Raw genomic sequence first — 18,681 nt, forward strand, 5'->3', positions numbered from 1 at the left:
AAATTATTATGAAAATATTATTAGTTGGTGAGTATAGAGAAAATAAGTTATTAGATGTAACATATGATTTAATAGGATTTGCAGATAAATTAGAAGCAGATAAAGTTATGTTAGCAGTTGGTTATGAAGAGGATATTCCAAAGTTTGATGGAAAACTTTATTTAGCAGATGCAAAGGCTCTTGGGGAGTATAACCCAAGTGCACATAAACAATTAGTTTTAGATGTGGTAGAAAAAGAGAATCCAGATTTAATTGTGTTTATACATTCTTCTTTTGGTTGGGATTTAGCTCCTAGAGTTGCTACTTCATTAAAAGCTACACAATTTACTGAAGTAATTGATTATAAAGATAACTCTTTTATTGTTCCTTCTTGTAATTCAAAATTAAGAAGAGAATTAAAATCTAAAACAGCTAAAACTGTTATTACTATTCAAGCAGGAGCTTTCACTCCTTTAACTGAAGCCCTAGGTACGCCAGAAATTGAAAACATATCTTCTGATGCTTCATCAAATGTAAACTTTGTGGCTTACGAAGAAGCAGAAGAAAAAGGTTTAGATTTAACAAAAGCAGAAATTATTGTAACAGCTGGTCGTGGAGTTGGTAAAAAAGACAATATTCCAATTATTCAAGCACTAGCTGATAAATTAGGTGGAGAATTGGGTGCTAGTAGACCAGTTGCTGATAATGCATGGGTTGATCAAAGCCATCAAGTTGGAACAACAGGACAAACAGTTTCTCCTAAATTATATATAGCTTGTGGAGTTTCAGGAGCTATTCAACACTTAGCAGGAATGAAAAAATCAGAATTTATTGTTGCTGTTAATACAGATAAAGATGCACCTATCAATGAAGTAGCTGATATTTTGGTTGTAGCAGATGTACTTCAATTTGTACCAGCGTTAACTTCTAAATTATCATAAAAATAAAAGTGGAGATATATTGTGGATATAGATTTTTGGAATGAGAGATGGGAAAAGGATCAAATTGCTTTTCATATGAAAGAAGTTAATCCTATGTTAATTAAATATTTCCATAAATTAAATCTATCTCAAAAGAAACGTATATTTCTGCCTTTATGTGGAAAGACTTTAGATATTGCATGGTTATTACAAAAGGGTTATTCTCTTGTTGGTATTGAGTTAAATAAAGAGGCAATTGATGCACTTTTTGAAGAGTTAAATATTACTCCCTTAATATCAAAAGAGAATGACTTTATTAAATACAGTGCAAAAAATATTGATATTTATGTGGGTGATTTTTTTAAAATGAGTGCAGAGATATTAAAATCTATTGATGCTATTTATGATAGAGCAGCACTAGTTGCACTTCCTTTAGAAATGCGAATAGAGTATGTATCTCATCTTTTAAATATTACAAATGTAGTACCTCAATTATTAATTAGTTATGACTATGACCAAAGGATTATGAAAGGCCCTCCTTTTTCAGTTCCTTTTAGTGAAATAGAACAGCACTATGGTGATTATTATGAGATAACACTACTTAATGAAAATATTGATATTCCAAGTGGTTTAAAACGTAAATCACATGCTATAGAGACTGTTTGTATATTGCAAAATAGTTAATAAATATAAAAAATTAGAAAAGGCAAAGAAATGAAGATTAAAGAAGTTGGAATTATAGGTTCTGGACAAATGGGTAATGGAATTGCTCATGTTTGTGCCTTATCAGGATATAAAGTAGTTTTAATAGATATTGCTCAAGATGCGCTCGATAAAGCTATGGGAGTTATTAATAAAAACCTTAGTAGGCAAGTTCAAAAAGGAAAAATTACTCAAGAAGATATGGATAGTTCTTTAAATAGAATATCTATTAGTACTGATTCTAGTACTTTAAACAATGCTGATCTTATTATTGAAGCTGCCACTGAAAACTTTGATTTAAAAGTAAAAATATTCAAAGGTTTATTAGATCATATTAAAGGTGATTGTTTATTATCTACAAATACTTCAAGTATGTCTATTACTAAACTTGCAGCAGCTACAAATAGACCAGAGAAATTTATAGGTTTACACTTTATGAATCCAGTTCCAGTAATGAAGTTAGTTGAGCTTATTCCTGGAATTGCTACTAGTGATGAGATGTTAGAAACTATAAAAGAGTTTGCCCAATCTCTAGGTAAAACAGTAGCAACTTCAAAAGATTACCCTGCTTTTATTGCAAATCGTATTTTAATGCCTATGATAAATGAAGCTATTTGTGCTTTATATGAAGGTGTAGGAGATGTTGAATCAATAGATACTGCAATGAAACTTGGAATGGGTCATCCTATGGGACCATTGGCTTTAGCTGATTTTATTGGTCTTGATACTTGTTTAGCCATTATGAATGTGCTTCATGAAGGCTTTGGTAATCCAAAATATAGTCCTTCCCCATTATTAGTTAAATATGTAGAAGCTGGATGGTATGGTGTTAAATCTGGAAAAGGTTTCTACGATTACCCTAAGAAATAAATTTCTAGGAGAAAATTATGAGTATCTGGAATAAAAAACTTAGCTTATCTGAACTTAATGCTATGGGTAAGAATACAGCTATTGAGAATTTAGGTATTAAACTTACTGAAATAGGAAATGATACTTTAGTAGGTGAAATGCCAGTTAATTCAAAAAGTCATCAGATTCATGGAATCTTACATGGTGGTGCATCTGTTTTATTTGCTGAAACATTAGGAAGTTTAGCTGGTGTAATGGCTTGTAAAGAAGGATTTACGGCTGTTGGCTTAGAGATTAATGCAAATCACTTAAAAGGAGTAAAAGATGGTATTGTAATAGGTGTTGCAAGTGCTATTCATATAGGAAGAAGTACTCATGTATGGGATATTAAAATTACCCATAAAGAAACAGGAAAAATTGTATGTGCTTCAAGATTAACAGTAGCAGTTATAAAAGAAGTGAAAGAGTAATATATGAAAGTAAGAATATATTATGAAGATACAGATGCCGCAGGTATTGTCTATCATGCAAACTTTATAAAGTTTTGTGAGAGAGCTAGATCTGAGGTGTTTTTCAAAGAAGGTTTATCTTCCCACGATGAATCTCTAAAAGAACATTTTGTTGTAAGGAATATAGTATGTGACTTTGTGCAAGTTGCATTTTTAGGAGATTTACTAGAAGTAAGAACCCAAATCCTAGAGAGAAAAAATTCCTCAGTAATACTAAAACAAGATATATTAAAAGGAACAGAATTAATTTGTAGTTTTGAAGTAGTTTTGGTCTATGTTAAAAACTATAAAGCTATGAAAATACCTGATAATATTTACAATATATTAAAAGAAATCTAACAATACAATAGCTATATCCGCCTCCTTATAGCTATTGTTCTTATGAAAAATCTAATTAAAAATTTATTTTATAAATTAATCTTTTGCTTATATCATTGCCATCATTTTATCATTATTTACTCATATACTTTCATTGTAAATAACAAATCTAACTTATAAAAGGAATATTGGGATGGATAAGAAAATAGAAATAAGTGAAATTGGAAAATTTCTTACAGACGGTATGACAATTTCCATTGGTGGATTTTTAGGCTGTGGAAATGCTCATAATATTATTGATGAGATTTTAAAAACAGATGTAAAAGATTTAACATTAGTTGCTACTGATACTTTCTTTGAAGGAGAAGGTGTAGGCAAGTTAATTACTAATAAAAGAGTATCAAAATTAATGGCCAGTCATATTGGTACAAATAAAGATACTCAACAACAAGTAAATGATGGACTTATTGAAGTTGAGTTAGTTCCTCAAGGTACATTAGCTGAGAGATTAAGATCAGCTGCCGCTGGACTTGGTGGTGTTTTAACTAAAACAGGTTTAGGAACATTAGTTCAAGAAGGTAAAGATGTAGTTACTGTTGATGGACAAGAGTTTATCTTAGAGAAACCTATTCATATTGATTTAGCAATTTTAAAAGCACATAAGTCAGATAAAGCAGGAAACCTATTATACAAAGGTGCAACAAGAAACTTTAATGTTCCAATGGCAGGAGCTGCGAAGATAACTATTGCAGAAGTTGAAGAAATAGTTGAAAATGGTGAACTAGATCCAAGTTTTGTACATACTCCATTTGTATATATTAATCATATTATAAAGGCATAAAAATGGCAGCAAAAGAAATTATTGCACAAAGAGTTGCAAAAGAGTTTAAAAATGGTGATTTTATTAATCTTGGTATTGGACTTCCTACTTTAGTAGCTAATTATATTCCTGAAGAAGTAAAAATTGTTTTACATTCGGAGAATGGTTTTGCTGGATTATGGGATAAAGCGGAAGAGCATAATATTGATAAAGATGTTATTGATGCTGGTGGAACACACGTAAAACTCCAAGATGGTGGTGTTTTCTTTGATTCTGCTACTTCTTTTGAAATTATTAGAGGTGGACATATTGATATTACTGTATTAGGAGCTCTTGAGGTGGATTCTAGTGGTAGTTTAGCAAGTTGGAATATTCCTGGGAAATATGTACCTGGTATGGGTGGTTCAATGGATTTAGTAAGTGGAGTAAAAAAAGTAATTGTTGCAATGCAACATACTGCAAAAGGACTTCCTAAAATACTTGAGCAATGTACTCTGCCTTTAACTGGTAAAAGTGTAATTAGTATGATTATTACGGAGTTAGGTGTATTTGAATATATAGATGAAAAACTACATTTAACAGAGTTAATGGGTGATACTTCCTTAGATCAAATAAAAGAACTTACCCCTGCTACTTATACTGTTGCACTTAGAAATTAATTAATAAAAGGAAATGAATGAAAGTATATATAGTTGAAGCAAAAAGAAGTGCTATTGGAAGTTTTTTAGGGACTCTAAAAGACGTGAAACCGGGGGACTTAGCTGGACAAGTAATAAAAGATTTAACAAAAGACATTGATAATTCTATTGTTGATGAGGTTATAGTTGGAAATATTTTATCAGCAGGACATTCTCAAGGTATTGGAAGACAAGCTTCTATTTATGGTGGATTACCAGAATCTACAGTTGCTTACTCTATAAACATGTTATGTGGTTCAGGAATGAAAGCTGTCATGAATGCTATTAGTGAAATTAAAGCAGGTGAAAAAGATGTAATTATTGCAGGGGGTGTTGAAAGTATGTCATCTGCTCCTTTTTTAGTTTCATCAAAAGCTAGAGCTGGATTGGGCCTTGCTGAAACAAAACTTGTTGATTCAATGAGTGATGCTTTAGTTGATGCTTTTGAAGGTTACCATATGGGTATTACAGCAGAGAATATTGCCCAAAGATTTAATATTACAAGAGATAAACAAGATGAATATGCTATTAATTCTCAGAAAAAAGCTGCCATTGCAGATGATGCAGGAAAATTTATAGATGAGATTACTCCAATTACAATAAAAACAAGAAAAGGTGAGATTGTTTTTGATAAAGATGAGTACATAAATAGAAATACTTCACTAGAAAAATTGCAAAAACTTAGACCTGCATTTAAAAAAGATGGAACAGTTACTGCTGGTAACGCATCGGGAATTAATGATGGTGCTAGTTTCACCTTAATTGCTTCAGAAGATGCTGTAAAAAAATATAACTTAAAACCATTAGCAGAAATTGTTGATGTCTCTCAAGTTGGTATTGACCCCTCTGTTATGGGATTAAGTCCTGCTTATGCAATTGAAGAACTTTTAAAAAAGACAGATATTTCTCTTGAAGAAATAGATCTTTTTGAAATTAATGAAGCTTTTGCTGCTCAAGTTTTAGGTGTATTTGAATTATTAAAAGAAAAAGTAAATCTAAATGATGAAATTATTCAAGAAAAAATGAATATTAATGGAAGTGGAATTGCTTTAGGACACCCAGTAGGCGCTAGTGCCAATAGAATTATAGTTTCTCTTGTTCATGAAATGCAAAAACAAGATTCAAATTATGGCCTAGCTTCACTATGTATTGGTGGAGGTATGGGAACGGCTATTTTACTTAAGAAAGTTTAATAATCTTTTCTATTATGCTACAATTTTTATAAATAGGGATTGGTATACAAATGGATAAAAAATATTATTATGATTTAGAAAAAAAATTAAATTTCGAGGATGTATTATTGGATGCCCTACCCAATCCCATATATTATAAAGACGTAAAAGGTGACTTTATTAGATGTAACTCTCGTTTCTCAGAGCTTACTAATACTTGTAAAAGAGAAATCATAGGCAAATCTGCCTATGAGTTCTTCCCTAAAAGTGCTGCTGATAGAAATAAACTAATTGATAAACAAATAATGAAAACTTTAAAACCCTATGAAGATGAAGTTCATTTCATAAAAGATGATGGGGAAGTTAGATACTACAAATTAAGTAAAGCGGTTTGTCAAAATAGAGACTGTGTTGTAGAAGGCATAGTTTGTATTATGACTGATATTACTGACAGAATTAAAGAAAAAGAAATCTTAATCCAACAAAGTAAATTTGCAGAAATGGGTGAAATGATTGCTTCAATTGCTCATCAATGGAATGAACCTTTAGTTGAACTATCTGCGCAAGTTCAGAAGATGGAGCTATTTTATTCAACAAACCAAATTGATAAAAAGAAAGTCTCTGATTTTGTATCTGAATCAATGGTTCCTATTCAATACATGTCTGAAACTCTAAGTGATTTTAGAAACTTTTTAAAACCTTCCACTATCAAAGAAGAATTTGATTTAAAAATAGCAATTACTGAAATCTTTGATATTGTTGGGAAACAAATCTTTTATTTTAATATTAAAGTAGATTTTGATTATGACAAAGAAGAAGACTTTTTTATTCTGGGATATAAAAATCAGTTAAAACAAGTAATGCTTAATATTATAAATAATGCAAAGAACAAGATTATTGGTTCTTATGAAGAAATAGATTTTGATGGTGTAATTACAATTAGATTAACAAATACAGATACTCTAAGTATTATTGAAATAATTGATAATGCAGGACCTATTAAAGATGACATTATTGGACAAATATTTGAACCTTTTTTTACTACAAAAGAGAATGGTACTGGTTTTGGACTATATATGGCAAGAACAATTATTGAAGATAAAATGTCGGGAAAAATTGCTGTTAAAAATGATGGAGATAATGTAATCTTCTCAATTGAAATACCAAAAATGGGAAAGTCTTAAAATGAAAATATTACTATTAGAAGATAATAAAACATTAAATGAAACAATTAAATTAAAGTTAGAATTAAAAGGTTATAAAGTACATTCGTATACTTGTGGGCAAGATGCATATGACAATATTACTAATGGCTATTCATGTTTTTTACTTGATATCCATGTTCCCAATGTTGATGGTATAAAAATCCTTAAAAAAATTAGAGAATATTATGAAGAGTGTCCAGTTATTATAATCTCTTCAACTGTTGAGCTTGATATTATTAAAAAATCTTACAATTTTGGATGTAATGACTATTTGAAAAAACCTTTTTTTATTGATGAATTAGAAATCAAAGTTGATAAATTATGTAATATTCCTAAAAAAGAAATATCTTTAGGGTTTAATTGTATATTTAATTTTACAGAGAGCACATTACTTGTTGATAATAAAAAAAATGAGTTAACAGAAAAAGAGAGTTTATTAGTAAATCTATTTGCCATAAATTTAAATAAACTAGTTACTTATGAGAATATACAAAACTATGTTTGGAAAGGTGAATATGCATCTATTGATGCTATTAGAACACTAATTCGAAGACTTAGAAAAAAAATGTCTTCTCTTACTATTAAAGCATCTTCAAATAGAGGATATTCTCTTCTTTTAGAAGAGTAAGATTCCTCTTAAGTATTAATTAGATTTAAATATATATCCAGTATCTACAACAGTTTGAATATAATCTCTTACAAGTACCTTTCTTAGGCGTCTAATAAGGCTTCTAATTGATTCAAGTGAAGCAAAACTTCCTTCCCATACATAATTCTCAATTGTTTCATATGATAAAACTTGATTTTTTTTAGTCAAAAAAAGATTCATTAGTAATCGCTCTTTTTTTGTTAGTCTTTGTTCTTCATTATCAATTACAACAGTTGATGATTTATAATCAAAATAACAGTTATCATCAAAATGGATAAAATCATCTTGAATATTACATAGCTTTTCTATTTTAATTTCAAGTTCATCAATAAAAAATGGTTTCTTTAAATAGTCGTTACAGCCAAAATCATAAGATTCTTTAATCACATCTAATTCAACAGAAGCTGAAATAATGATTACAGGAACATCATCATAGAACTCTCTAATTTTTTTAAGTATCTTAATTCCATCAACATTTGGAACATTAATATCTAAAATAAAACAGCTATATCCATCGGTAATTTTTTCTAGAGCATCAGCCCCATCCAAACAGGCATCTACATTATAATTTTTTAAACTCAATCTTTTTTTGATAGTCTCATTTAGCTTTTGATTATCTTCTAAGAGCAGGATTTTCATTCTAAACCTTTTTATGAGGTAATTTTATTGTAAATATAACATCATTACCTTTATTTTTCACACTGATTGTACCTCTCATTTTGTCTTCTATGATTACTTTTGCCATATAAAGACCAATTCCTGTACCATCTTCCTTAGTTGTGAAATATGGTTCAAATATTGAAGTTATTATTTTTTCATCAATACTTCCCCCATCATCGATAATTTCAATAGTATTAAAATTATCACATCTTTCAATGTTTATATCAATATTACCTTTATCATTGGTATCAATATTACTTTCAATGATTTTATTCTTTGAGTTATTAACTAGATTTAATAAAACTTGTTTAAACTCATTTTCATATCCATAAATCAATAATTCTTCATTTTTATTTTTATAATTAAATCTCATATGAATATTTGAATAAAATACTTGTTTCCCTATTATTTCATTAATATCATTTAATGCTTTAGAAATTGAGAAAAGTTTTTTCTTAGTAGATGGTTTTAGGAAGTTTCTAAAATCACTTAAAGTTCTAGACATATATTTTATTTGTATCATAGAATCATTTACAAAATCTTTTACATCCATATCTTTTAATTCATTTAAAAGGTAAGTTGTTTGAATATCTTGTACTAAAGCTGATAGTTCTACTAGTGGTTCATTCCATTGGTGAGCAATTGCTGCAACCATATCACCCATTTCAGCAAGTTTACTTTGTTGGATTAAGAACTGCTTTTGTTGTACTCTCTCTGTAATATCATCCATAATACATACGATTCCACCAACACTATCATCTATATTTTTATATACAGCTTTATTTAAAATGATATGTTTCATATGATTTGATGAAGTATAGAATGTAAATTCTGAAGTACTTGTACTAAATGTTTGTAATAACTCTTTATCAATATTTGTATTTTTTAAAGCTATGTCATAATCAAAAAAATCGAAAGCGGTTTTTCCTATAATTTCATCTCTTCTTTTATTAACTAAATTCGCAAAACCTAAATTACAGCCGAGAAATTTACCATCAACATTTTTATAATAAATAGGATTAGGAATGGTATCTAGTAAAACTTTATCAAATTCAAGTCTATTAGATAAGGCTAGTTCTACTTTTTTTCTTCTTTGAATATTTGCTCTTAAAGTAAGAACAATTACACTTAGAATCATAATTATTACAATAGCTGTTACAATAAATTTTGTAAACTGCTTGTATACAGAACTAGGCTCATTTATTATTACAAATTCATTTACATGTTTTGAGATATCAATATCAAATCTTTTTAATTCCTTGTGATCAAACATATATAGATTAGGAGATTTCTCTAGGGTAGGTATGTCAGTAATAGCTACACCATTTAAAACCTTAAATGCCATATCTGATATTGCTTCACCTTGTGCAACTGCAGAGGTTAATAGACCACCTACAATCCCATAATTTAAGTAAAAATCCCAAAGACCATAAATAGGTACGGGGCTAACTGCTTTTACTTCTTTAAAACTTTGTTTATATGTAAAATATTTGCCTGTGGTATCTTTGAAAAGTAAGACAAATAAAATGGCATCATTTTTACCTAAATTCTTAACTTTTTCTTTTAGGTTTTCAATTTCCATTTTATCAATGTATTCAACTTGAAATCTATCTTCATATTTTGGAATAATATTTCTTAGATCTCTTTTTACTGCAAGACCTGTTTTTGATCTATCATTAATTATAAGTAGTTTATTTAGCTTTGGATGTAAGTCAGATATTAATTCAAAGTTTTTTTCTAAATCTACTTGTTCTACTACACCTGTCATATATTTTTTCATGTTGTTTTCATCAAGTAAAGCTTTATCAAAATTATTGATACCACAGAACAGAACAGGAAGTTCCTTAAATAAATACTCATGATATTTAATTGCAAAATCAAAGGCATTATTATCGCTTGCGATAATTAAATCAAAATCTCTTTTTTTGAATTGTTGTTTGTATAGGTTTGCAAGTTTATCTAAGTATATTGGATCAGCAACTCTTTTGGTGTCCATATAAACAGTTGTAAGTTCTATATTATTGAATTTTGAGAAGTTTTTCTCGATAGTTTTTGAAATATCATCACTCCAAACATAACCTTTGTGATATGAATGGAGTAATAAAACCTCTTTGGGTTTATTCGCGTATAAACATGTAATAAATAACAAGCTAAATAGTAAAAATTTCTTCATTATGAACCTTCTATTTAGCTATTATATCAAGATTTAGTAAAAATAACGTATCCAGATTTTGGACCGTGTGCTCCAATTACTAGTGATTGTTCAATATCTGCTGTTTTTGAAGGTCCAGAAATAAATACACCATATCCTACGTTCTCAAAATTGATTTTTTGATATGCTTCATGCATATTATTGATAATATCTTTTTCATCAATTACAATTACAATATTTTGAGCAATAAAATATAATGATCTATGTCTATTATCTTCATTTTTCATCCAAATAGCACCATTTTCAGCAACTGCAAAATTACCTTTTACAACTGCTAAATCAACATCTCTTAAATTATGTGGATCTTCTTGTTCATTTGAATCAAAGTTTCCAAGAGTAAATCCATCAACATTAGATGCTATAACTTTTTCATCTTTATATAAGTCTTGAACAGTTTGATCTAAGTCTTTTTTATCAATTACTAAAGCTTTCCCTCCAACACTTTCCAGCATTGTAGAGAATTTTGCAAATTTGTCTTCGAATGTAATTCCAAAGTTCTCATAAGATGATGGTAATTCAACATCTGGTACAACATTGTTTTCCTTAATCTTATTTAAGATTTTTTCTTTACTAGTCATCTAAGTCTCCTTGTTCAAACATTTCTTTAAAGCTTTTTTCCGCCATTTTAGGCATATCTCTTTGTTTTCCCCATGCATTTGCTTTATTATAAACAAGTGAATCTGGAAGTTTTGGAACAACTTTTCTAGCAATTTTACCAGCTAAATCAAATAGTTTTGGTTTAGTCATAAGCCATGCTGTAACTTTCATTGCCATTTTCTTTTTAGAGTCAATTAAATTCATTTCACTTAAATCTTGTCTTCTTGAATATAGTTGTGAATCTAAATCAATTTTAACTGGACATACATTTGTACATGAACCACATAAAGTACAAGCAAATGGTAATGAGTTATGTTTCTCTGGCTCTTTAACTGATCCTAAAATTGAACCAATTGGTCCTGGAATAACATACTCATAAGAGTGACCACCAGATCTTCTATAAACAGGACATGTATTCATACATGCACCACATCTAATACAGTTTAATGCTTTTTTATATTTTGATGAACTTAAGAATTCACTTCTTTTATTATCAACAATAATAATATGCATCTCTCCACCCTCAATAGGTCCATGGAAATGTGAAGTATATGATGTAATTGGTTGACCAGTTGCCGATCTTGCTAATAATCTTGTAAATACAGATAAATCTTCTAATCTTGGAATAACTTTTTCAATACCCATAGATGCAATATGTAAATTAGGAACAGATGCTCCCATATCAGCATTACCTTCATTTGTACAAACAACAACACCACCAGTATTTGCAATTGCAAAGTTAACACCAGTCATTCCAGCTTCTGCGTTCAAGAAGTCTTCTCTTAGTGAAGCTCTTGCTGCTCTTGTTAAATAAGTAGGATCATCATTACCTTTTTCAGTTCCTAATTTTTCGTGGAATGTATCAGATACGTCCATTTTTTTAAGGTGAATTGCTGGTAATACGATGTGTGAAGGTGGTTCATTTCTTAATTGAACAATTCTTTCACCTAAATCTGTATCAATTACTTCGATACCTCTTTGTTCTAAGAATGGATTTAAATGACACTCTTCTGTTAACATAGATTTTGATTTAACTAATTTTTTAACATTTTTTGCTTTTAAAAGTTTGTATGCAATTTCATTATGTTCTGTGGCATCTGCTGCATAATGTACTGTAATACCTTTTGCATTTGCATTTTTTTCAAACTCTAAAAGATATGTATCAAGATTAGCCATTGTATGACTTTTGATTCTACTTGCATATTCTCTTAATTGTTCCCATTCAGGAATAGATTTTGAAGCTACATCTCTTTTGGCTCTTACAAACCATAAAGCTTCATCATGCCAATGCATTCTCTCATCATTAGCTACGAACTCTTTGGCATTTTTTGCATGATCTGTACTCATAGTTCTTCTCCTGCTAAGATTTGAACGATATGCATTACTTTAATAGGATAGTTGTTTCTATTAATAAGTCCATCCATGTGCATTAAACATGACATATCAGCTCCTGTCATTACAACAGCTTCTGATTCAAGGTGATCTTTAATTCTATCTTTACCCATTGCAACAGATACATCTTCTTCTGCAACAGAGAATGTTCCACCAAAACCACAACACTCATCTTTTCTTTTTAAATCTACTAACTCAATACCTTTAACTGTATTTAGAATATTTTCTAATTTTGAGTTATATGGAATATTTAATTCACTAGCAGTTCCTAGTTTTAAGACTCTATGCCCGTGACATGAATTATGAAGACCAACTTTATGTTCAAATGATACATCAAAGTTAAGATTCTCAACTTTAACTACATCATGTAAAAACTCACATACTTCATAAATAGAAGCTTTTACTTTGTTGTAATCTTTATCATTATCGAAAAATGGTGCGTAATGTTCTTTTACCATTGATACACATGAACCACTTGGTGCTACAATATAATCGTAATCTTTAAAAGTTTTTACGAATTGTTTAGCTAATGCTTCGATACTTTTTGAGCATCCTGAGTTGGCCATAGGCTGTCCACAGCAAGTTTGGTTCATTGGATAATCAATCTCAAGACCTTGTTTCTTTAATACTTTATAAGTTGCTTTACAAACATCTGGATACAGTTCGTTCATAAAACAGGGAATAAATAGACCTACTTTCATATATACTCCTTCTTTGTTATAAAGTAATTCTATTCTTTACGTATGAAAAATATATGATATTTTGCTATTTACTTAACTAATTAGTCAAGTAATGGTTTTTTTAGCAAAATAGTAATGTCATTATCTAGGTAATTGTCTTTTATTGAGATCTCTTTAGAGAGGTTTTTACAGTATGTTAGGATTTCGTTTGCACTTACATTATTAAAGCTATCTGCTTTTAGAAAATTGAATATAAAACCCTTGTTTGAGGCTTCTAGAGAGTTTTTTATAAATAAGAACATCTCTTCTTTCTCCAATATATTCATAGCTCCACTACATATATAGTAGTCAGCTTTAGGGATTTCATCATTTAATATATCTTTTTGTAATAACTTAATATCAGAAAATCTTTTTTTTGCTAAATTTATCATATCTTCTTCTATGTCAATGCCAATATATTCCTTGGGAATTAGATTGTTTTTGCGTAAATAACTGTAATATTCTGCAAATCCACAGCCTGCATCTACAATTGTTGAGTCTTTTATATGATTTTTTATGAAGTAAGTAAGAATTTCAAATCTTTTATATTGAGTATATTTAGAACGCCAGTGCACAGCTTCATGCCCTACTCCATATCTTTTTATTATCTTTTTATAAAATTGAGAATTGTTTTTATTCCCAATTTTTATTTGGTTAAATGAGCCGATTTTATAATACCTTTTCTATTGATACATTGTTATCTTTGATGAACTTTGATACAACTTCTGAGTTTGTATGCTCATAAGCTCTATCATAAACAATTCTTGTAATACCAGCAGCTATTAAATTTTTAGAACACTCACTACATGGTTCAAGTGTTACATATATTGTTGCTCCCTCAATTGAGATACCTTTTCTAGCTGCCCAAATAATTGCATTCATTTCTGCATGGATTTCGTAAGTTTTAGACCAATCATGGTGATCTTTTGTATATTCACCATCCCAATGGTCAGAACAGTTAGTGTAACCAGCTGGTGTACCATTGTAACCCGTTGAAAGGATTCTTCCATCTTTTACAATTACTGCACCTACTTGTTTTGAAACACATTTAGAAGCACTTGCTATTTCTTTAGCAATATTGATAAAAGTTTTGTCATTTAACATAGGATTCCTATTTTTTATTAGAATTATAGCAAAAATTGAATTATTTGAAAAAAATCAGTAAATATTGAGCGTTTTTTATAAATTTTAGTAATAAAACATGATAGTTATATGAAAATTTTGCTTTTAAACTTAAAGCTAGCTTTTCTTTAAAGGTAAAAATAAAAATATAATTTAAATTGTGATAAGATATTTAAAAAAATTGACGAAATGAAAAAGGCAGATTATGGATTTTAAAGAAATCAAAGAATTAATTAGAGTATTTGATAAAAGTGAATTAAATAAACTAAAAGTAAAAGAAGGTGAATTTGAAGTTGCTATGCAAAAAGGTTTTGAAGGTGGTACTGTTGTAACTACTTCTGCTGTTGCTGCACCTGCTGTTGCCGCTGCACCTGTTGCTGCTGCGCCTGTTGCTACTTCTGAGGCTGCACCTGTTGCTGCTGCACCTGCTGGTGATTCAATTAATTCTCCAATGGTTGGGACTTATTATGCATCTCCATCTCCTGAAGCTCCTGCATTTGTAAAAGTTGGAGATACGGTTAAAAAAGGTCAAACTTTATGTATCTTAGAAGCAATGAAAATCATGAATGAAGTTGAAGCTGAATTTGATTGTAAAATTGTTGACATGTTAGTTACAGACGGTGATCCAGTTGAATATGATATGCCTATATTTACTGTAGAGAAAATATAAAGATTTCATATGGCTGAAATTAAAAAAATATTAATTGCTAATAGAGGAGAGATAGTTCAAAGAGCTATTCGAACTATTAGAGAGATGGGTAAAAAGTCAGTTGCTGTTTATAGTGCTGGTGATAAAAATGCGTCTTATTTAAAACATGCTGATGAAGCTGTATGTATTGGTGGAGTTAAATCTGCTGATTCTTACTTAAATATTCCTGCACTAATTACAGCTGCAGAAATGACAGGTTGTGATGCAATTTTCCCAGGGTATGGTTTTCTTTCTGAAAATCAAGATTTTGTAGAAATTTGTAGACTACACAATATTAAATTTATCGGACCTTCTGTAGAAGTTATGGAAAAAATGGCTGATAAATCTAAAGCTAAAGATGAGATGATCAAAGCTGGTGTTCCTGTAGTACCAGGTTCAGATGGTGCTGTTCACACTTTAGAAGAAGGTAGAAAAGTAGCTAAAGAAATTGGTTATCCAATTATGGCTAAAGCATCTGCTGGTGGTGGTGGAAGAGGAATGAGACTTGTTAATGAAGAAAAAGATTTCGATCAATTATTCATGGCAGCCTCTTCTGAAGCATTAGCTGCATTCGGTGATGGTACAATGTACTTAGAGAGATTTATTAATAACCCTAGACATATTGAAGTTCAGGTTATTGGAGATTCTCATGGTAATGCTATTCACATTGGTGAGAGAGATTGTTCATTACAAAGAAGACACCAAAAAGTTATCGAAGAATCACCTGCAATTTTATTAAATGACGAAACAAGAGCTCATTTACATAATGTTGCAGTTCAAGCTACTAAATACTTAAAGTATGAAGGTGCAGGAACTTTTGAATTCTTAGCAGATGATAAACAAAACATTTACTTTATGGAAATGAATACAAGACTTCAAGTTGAGCATCCAGTTTCTGAGATGGTATCAGGACTTGATATTGTTGAATGGATGATTAAAGTAGCTGAAGGTGAAGAATTACCTAAACAAGAGAAGATTAAATTTAGAGGTCATGCTATTGAAGTAAGAATCACAGCAGAAGATCCAAATTCATTCTTACCAAGCCCAGGTAAAGTAACACAATGGATGGTTCCAGGTGGTAGAAATGTAAGAGTTGACTCTCATTTATACGCTGGTTATGTTGTACCTCCATACTACGATTCAATGGTTGGAAAACTTATTGTTTGGGGTAGAGATAGAAATAAAGCTATTAATATTATGAAAAGAGCTCTTAATGAGTTTGAAGTAGATGGTATTAGAACTACAATTCCTTTCCACCAAAAAATGATGGAAAATGAAGACTTCATTTCAAATAACTACGATACAAAATACTTAGAAAACTACAAAAGTCTAGACGACTTATAAGAATAGGAGAAAAATTCTCCTATTTCTAAAGCTTAAATTAATATAAAATTAGCTATAATCCGCAAAATTGTACACATTTTATATACCTATTATACTTTGACTAGCTCAAAGATTTATTTTTTATAAACTAACCTACTTGCAAGAAAAGATTGCGCATTAGTCATATATGTTTATGTTAAATTTATATGAAGACACTATATATAATCCTGTGTATTATTTTACAAAATTTTACTAAGGTAACGAATGACATTTAACGAATTTAATTTAAAAGATCCATTACAAAAGGCAATTGACCAAGCTGGGTTCAAAGAACCAAGTCCAATTCAAGAACAAGCAATTCCTGTAGTTTTAGCAGGTAAAGATATGGTTGGACAAGCGCATACTGGTACAGGTAAAACTGCAGCCTTTGGTTTACCAATTATTAACCAAATGAAATGTAATGGTTCTGTTGAAGCAGTAGTTATTGTTCCTACAAGAGAACTTGCAATGCAAGTATCTGATGAGTTATTTAGATTTGGTAAGTTTTTAGATATTAACACAGCGACTGTATATGGTGGACAATCATATTCAAGACAATTAAAGCATATTGAAAATGCTGGTATTATCGTTGCAACTCCAGGAAGATTCTTGGACTTATTAAGAGGTGGAAAAATTAAAATTGACCCTTCTTATGTTGTATTAGATGAAGCAGATGAAATGTTAGATATGGGATTCTTAGATGATATCAAAGAAATCTTCACATTTATGCCATCAGAGAGACAAACATTATTATTCTCTGCAACTATGCCTCAAGCTATTAAAAACTTAGCGAAAAATATTTTAAATGAGCCAGAGTTTATTACTTTAACTCAAAAAAATATTACAAACTCAAAAATCAAACAAACTTATTATGTTGTAGATGAGCACGAGAGAGATGACGCGTTAATCAGATTATACGATTTCAAGAACCCTGAAAAATCAATTATTTTCTGTAGAACAAAAAAAGAAGTAGATAGATTATCAACTTTCTTAATATCTCAAGGATATATGGCTAAAGGTCTTCATGGTGACATGGAGCAAAGACAAAGAGAAGAAGCTATTAGAGCATTCAAATCTTCTAAATTAGAAATCTTAATTGCTACAGATGTTGCAGCAAGAGGATTAGATGTAAGTGATGTAACTCACGTATTTAACTACCATTTACCATTTGATTCTGAGTCTTATGTACACAGAATTGGTAGAACAGGTAGAGCAGGAAGAGAAGGTACAGCAGTATCTATTGTAACTCCTCACGAATTTAGAATGTTATCTAAAATCGAAAAAACTGTAGGTTCTAAACTTGAAGGTAAACAAGTACCTAATATTGATTCAGTTAAAGAGAAAAAAGTAACTGATTTAAAAGACAAAATTAAAGAACAAGATGTTAAAGATTACGCTTTAGCTATCGTTGAAGACTTAAAAGAAGACTTTGATATTTCTACAATTGCATTCAAATTAGCATCAATGGTTGCATCTTCTACTTACGTAAAAGGTAATAACTACATTGGTAAATCTGAAAGTGACATCGAAAGACTAATCGAAAACCTTAAAAGAGGTGGTGGTGACGACAGACGAGGTGGAAACAGAGGCCGAGGTGGATACAGAGGTGGAAACAGAGGCGGTGGATCTAGAGGTGGTTCTAGAGACGGCGGTTCAAGAGGTGGATACAGAGGTGGAAACAGAGACGGTGGATCTAGAGGTGGTTCTAGAGATGGCGGTTCAAGAGACGGTGGTTCAAGAGGTGGTTCTAGAGATTCTAGAGGTGGTTCAAGAGACGGCGGTTCAAGAGGCGGAAACAGAAATAGAAGTAGAGATTAATCTCTACTTCTTACCCCTTTTATTTATAATACTTTTTCAAAGCTTTCTTTGCTTTTTTATAAGCAGCTTTAGTATCCCTTCCAAATCCCCTAAATACTCCATCTTTATTAAAAAATTCAACCATATCTAGCTTTTTACGTGTTTTAACTTTTACTACTCTAAATATGTCAAACTCTTTTTGTATCTTCTCAATATTTGGAAGATCATTCTTTGATAGTATTTGAACTTTCATGATTCTCTCCTTTTTTAGTTTTCTCTATAAATTATAGATATAATATATAAAAAAAATCTTTTTGTCAAATTTTATTAAT

General features: G+C 30.2%; 21 protein-coding genes. 13 read left to right on the top strand and 8 right to left on the bottom strand.

Annotated elements, in window-relative coordinates; genetic code table 11:
* The first annotated feature begins 8 nt into the window (after positions 1–8).
* From ALEK_RS00330 to ALEK_RS00375, 10 genes are all read left to right on the top strand, one after another.
* Positions 9–920 (top strand): electron transfer flavoprotein subunit alpha/FixB family protein, encoded by a 912-nt coding sequence (locus tag ALEK_RS00330; RefSeq protein WP_071626599.1) that lies wholly within the window; start codon positions 9–11, stop codon positions 918–920.
* A 21-nt stretch (positions 921–941) separates the two neighbouring features.
* On the top strand, positions 942–1,583 hold the full coding sequence (gene tmpT / locus ALEK_RS00335; RefSeq protein WP_071626600.1) for a thiopurine S-methyltransferase: 642 nt from the start codon (positions 942–944) through the stop codon (positions 1,581–1,583).
* Positions 1,584–1,613: 30 nt separating this feature from the next.
* On the top strand, positions 1,614–2,471 hold the full coding sequence (locus ALEK_RS00340) for a 3-hydroxybutyryl-CoA dehydrogenase (protein ID WP_071626601.1): 858 nt from the start codon (positions 1,614–1,616) through the stop codon (positions 2,469–2,471).
* 17 nt (positions 2,472–2,488) lie between these two features.
* A complete protein-coding gene (locus ALEK_RS00345) occupies positions 2,489–2,920 on the top strand; it encodes a hotdog fold thioesterase (protein WP_071626602.1) in 432 nt (143 codons plus the stop codon).
* A gap of 3 nt (positions 2,921–2,923) precedes the next feature.
* On the top strand, positions 2,924–3,298 hold the full coding sequence (locus ALEK_RS00350) for a YbgC/FadM family acyl-CoA thioesterase (RefSeq protein WP_071626603.1): 375 nt from the start codon (positions 2,924–2,926) through the stop codon (positions 3,296–3,298).
* 172 nt (positions 3,299–3,470) lie between these two features.
* Entirely contained in the window at positions 3,471–4,118 is a 648-nt protein-coding gene (locus ALEK_RS00355; RefSeq protein ID WP_071626604.1) for a CoA transferase subunit A, read from the top strand.
* 2 nt (positions 4,119–4,120) lie between these two features.
* Positions 4,121–4,756 (top strand): 3-oxoacid CoA-transferase subunit B, encoded by a 636-nt coding sequence (locus ALEK_RS00360; RefSeq protein WP_071626605.1) that lies wholly within the window; start codon positions 4,121–4,123, stop codon positions 4,754–4,756.
* A gap of 17 nt (positions 4,757–4,773) precedes the next feature.
* Positions 4,774–5,967 carry a thiolase family protein gene (locus ALEK_RS00365; RefSeq protein WP_071626606.1) on the top strand — a complete coding sequence of 398 codons (1,194 nt, stop codon included), beginning with the start codon at positions 4,774–4,776 and terminating at the stop codon, positions 5,965–5,967.
* Between the two features lie 50 nt (positions 5,968–6,017).
* A complete protein-coding gene (locus ALEK_RS00370; RefSeq protein WP_173424108.1) occupies positions 6,018–7,130 on the top strand; it encodes a two-component system sensor histidine kinase NtrB in 1,113 nt (370 codons plus the stop codon).
* 1 nt (position 7,131) lies between these two features.
* Positions 7,132–7,779 (top strand): response regulator transcription factor, encoded by a 648-nt coding sequence (locus ALEK_RS00375; protein ID WP_071626608.1) that lies wholly within the window; start codon positions 7,132–7,134, stop codon positions 7,777–7,779.
* Positions 7,780–7,794: 15 nt separating this feature from the next.
* Here ALEK_RS00375 and ALEK_RS00380 read toward each other — a convergent pair whose 3' ends face one another.
* The 7 genes from ALEK_RS00380 to ALEK_RS00410 all read right to left on the bottom strand — a co-directional run bounded on the left by ALEK_RS00380 (position 7,795) and on the right by ALEK_RS00410 (position 14,484).
* Positions 7,795–8,439: a response regulator transcription factor gene (locus ALEK_RS00380; RefSeq protein WP_071626609.1), complete on the bottom strand. Its 645-nt coding sequence runs from the start codon at positions 8,437–8,439 to the stop codon at positions 7,795–7,797.
* 1 nt (position 8,440) lies between these two features.
* Positions 8,441–10,633: a sensor histidine kinase gene (locus ALEK_RS00385; RefSeq protein ID WP_071626610.1), complete on the bottom strand. Its 2,193-nt coding sequence runs from the start codon at positions 10,631–10,633 to the stop codon at positions 8,441–8,443.
* Positions 10,634–10,659: 26 nt separating this feature from the next.
* The gene (locus tag ALEK_RS00390) at positions 10,660–11,250 is read right to left on the bottom strand and encodes a LutC/YkgG family protein (protein ID WP_071626611.1); all 591 of its coding nucleotides are present in this window, start codon (positions 11,248–11,250) and stop codon (positions 10,660–10,662) included.
* Positions 11,243–12,616, bottom strand: a complete 1,374-nt coding sequence (locus tag ALEK_RS00395; protein WP_071626612.1) for a lactate utilization protein B — start codon at positions 12,614–12,616, stop codon at positions 11,243–11,245. The genes ALEK_RS00390 and ALEK_RS00395 overlap by 8 nt, the downstream gene beginning before the upstream one ends.
* Complete coding sequence (locus ALEK_RS00400; RefSeq protein ID WP_071626613.1) at positions 12,613–13,362, bottom strand: (Fe-S)-binding protein; 750 nt, start codon at positions 13,360–13,362, stop codon at positions 12,613–12,615. Before ALEK_RS00400 ends, ALEK_RS00395 begins: the two co-directional genes overlap by 4 nt.
* Positions 13,363–13,442: 80 nt before the next feature.
* A complete protein-coding gene (locus ALEK_RS00405) occupies positions 13,443–13,955 on the bottom strand; it encodes a class I SAM-dependent methyltransferase (RefSeq protein WP_228146281.1) in 513 nt (170 codons plus the stop codon).
* A gap of 94 nt (positions 13,956–14,049) precedes the next feature.
* On the bottom strand, positions 14,050–14,484 hold the full coding sequence (locus ALEK_RS00410; RefSeq protein WP_071626615.1) for a deoxycytidylate deaminase: 435 nt from the start codon (positions 14,482–14,484) through the stop codon (positions 14,050–14,052).
* Between the two features lie 223 nt (positions 14,485–14,707).
* On the opposite strand from ALEK_RS00410, the gene accB reads away from it, so the two are divergent.
* From accB to ALEK_RS00425, 3 genes are all read left to right on the top strand, one after another.
* On the top strand, positions 14,708–15,172 hold the full coding sequence (gene accB / locus ALEK_RS00415; protein WP_071626616.1) for an acetyl-CoA carboxylase biotin carboxyl carrier protein: 465 nt from the start codon (positions 14,708–14,710) through the stop codon (positions 15,170–15,172).
* A gap of 9 nt (positions 15,173–15,181) precedes the next feature.
* Positions 15,182–16,534: an acetyl-CoA carboxylase biotin carboxylase subunit gene (locus ALEK_RS00420; RefSeq protein ID WP_071626617.1), complete on the top strand. Its 1,353-nt coding sequence runs from the start codon at positions 15,182–15,184 to the stop codon at positions 16,532–16,534.
* A gap of 243 nt (positions 16,535–16,777) precedes the next feature.
* Positions 16,778–18,370 carry a DEAD/DEAH box helicase gene (locus ALEK_RS00425; protein WP_071626618.1) on the top strand — a complete coding sequence of 531 codons (1,593 nt, stop codon included), beginning with the start codon at positions 16,778–16,780 and terminating at the stop codon, positions 18,368–18,370.
* Positions 18,371–18,389: 19 nt separating this feature from the next.
* Here the strand turns inward: ALEK_RS00425 and ALEK_RS00430 are convergent, their stop codons facing one another.
* Entirely contained in the window at positions 18,390–18,602 is a 213-nt protein-coding gene (locus ALEK_RS00430; protein ID WP_071626619.1) for a hypothetical protein, read from the bottom strand.
* Between the last annotated feature and the right edge of the window lie 79 nt (positions 18,603–18,681).

The organism is Poseidonibacter lekithochrous (assembly GCF_013283835.1).
Lineage (GTDB): Bacteria > Campylobacterota > Campylobacteria > Campylobacterales > Arcobacteraceae > Poseidonibacter > Poseidonibacter lekithochrous.

What these genes read in the sequence shown, in the direction of transcription:
- ALEK_RS00330 (WP_071626599.1), top strand. Translation starts at nt 9, where the DNA reads ATGAAAATATTATTAGTTGGTGAGTATAGAGAAAATAAGTTATTAGAT.
- ALEK_RS00340 (WP_071626601.1), top strand. Translation starts at nt 1,614, where the DNA reads ATGAAGATTAAAGAAGTTGGAATTATAGGTTCTGGACAAATGGGTAAT.
- ALEK_RS00345 (WP_071626602.1), top strand. Translation starts at nt 2,489, where the DNA reads ATGAGTATCTGGAATAAAAAACTTAGCTTATCTGAACTTAATGCTATG.
- ALEK_RS00350 (WP_071626603.1), top strand. Translation starts at nt 2,924, where the DNA reads ATGAAAGTAAGAATATATTATGAAGATACAGATGCCGCAGGTATTGTC.
- ALEK_RS00355 (WP_071626604.1), top strand. Translation starts at nt 3,471, where the DNA reads ATGGATAAGAAAATAGAAATAAGTGAAATTGGAAAATTTCTTACAGAC.
- ALEK_RS00360 (WP_071626605.1), top strand. Translation starts at nt 4,121, where the DNA reads ATGGCAGCAAAAGAAATTATTGCACAAAGAGTTGCAAAAGAGTTTAAA.
- ALEK_RS00365 (WP_071626606.1), top strand. Translation starts at nt 4,774, where the DNA reads ATGAAAGTATATATAGTTGAAGCAAAAAGAAGTGCTATTGGAAGTTTT.
- ALEK_RS00370 (WP_173424108.1), top strand. Translation starts at nt 6,018, where the DNA reads ATGGATAAAAAATATTATTATGATTTAGAAAAAAAATTAAATTTCGAG.
- ALEK_RS00375 (WP_071626608.1), top strand. Translation starts at nt 7,132, where the DNA reads ATGAAAATATTACTATTAGAAGATAATAAAACATTAAATGAAACAATT.
- ALEK_RS00380 (WP_071626609.1), bottom strand. Translation starts at nt 8,439, where the DNA reads ATGAAAATCCTGCTCTTAGAAGATAATCAAAAGCTAAATGAGACTATC.
- ALEK_RS00385 (WP_071626610.1), bottom strand. Translation starts at nt 10,633, where the DNA reads ATGAAGAAATTTTTACTATTTAGCTTGTTATTTATTACATGTTTATAC.
- ALEK_RS00390 (WP_071626611.1), bottom strand. Translation starts at nt 11,250, where the DNA reads ATGACTAGTAAAGAAAAAATCTTAAATAAGATTAAGGAAAACAATGTT.
- ALEK_RS00395 (WP_071626612.1), bottom strand. Translation starts at nt 12,616, where the DNA reads ATGAGTACAGATCATGCAAAAAATGCCAAAGAGTTCGTAGCTAATGAT.
- ALEK_RS00400 (WP_071626613.1), bottom strand. Translation starts at nt 13,362, where the DNA reads ATGAAAGTAGGTCTATTTATTCCCTGTTTTATGAACGAACTGTATCCA.
- ALEK_RS00410 (WP_071626615.1), bottom strand. Translation starts at nt 14,484, where the DNA reads ATGTTAAATGACAAAACTTTTATCAATATTGCTAAAGAAATAGCAAGT.
- accB (WP_071626616.1), top strand. Translation starts at nt 14,708, where the DNA reads ATGGATTTTAAAGAAATCAAAGAATTAATTAGAGTATTTGATAAAAGT.
- ALEK_RS00420 (WP_071626617.1), top strand. Translation starts at nt 15,182, where the DNA reads ATGGCTGAAATTAAAAAAATATTAATTGCTAATAGAGGAGAGATAGTT.
- ALEK_RS00425 (WP_071626618.1), top strand. Translation starts at nt 16,778, where the DNA reads ATGACATTTAACGAATTTAATTTAAAAGATCCATTACAAAAGGCAATT.
- ALEK_RS00430 (WP_071626619.1), bottom strand. Translation starts at nt 18,602, where the DNA reads ATGAAAGTTCAAATACTATCAAAGAATGATCTTCCAAATATTGAGAAG.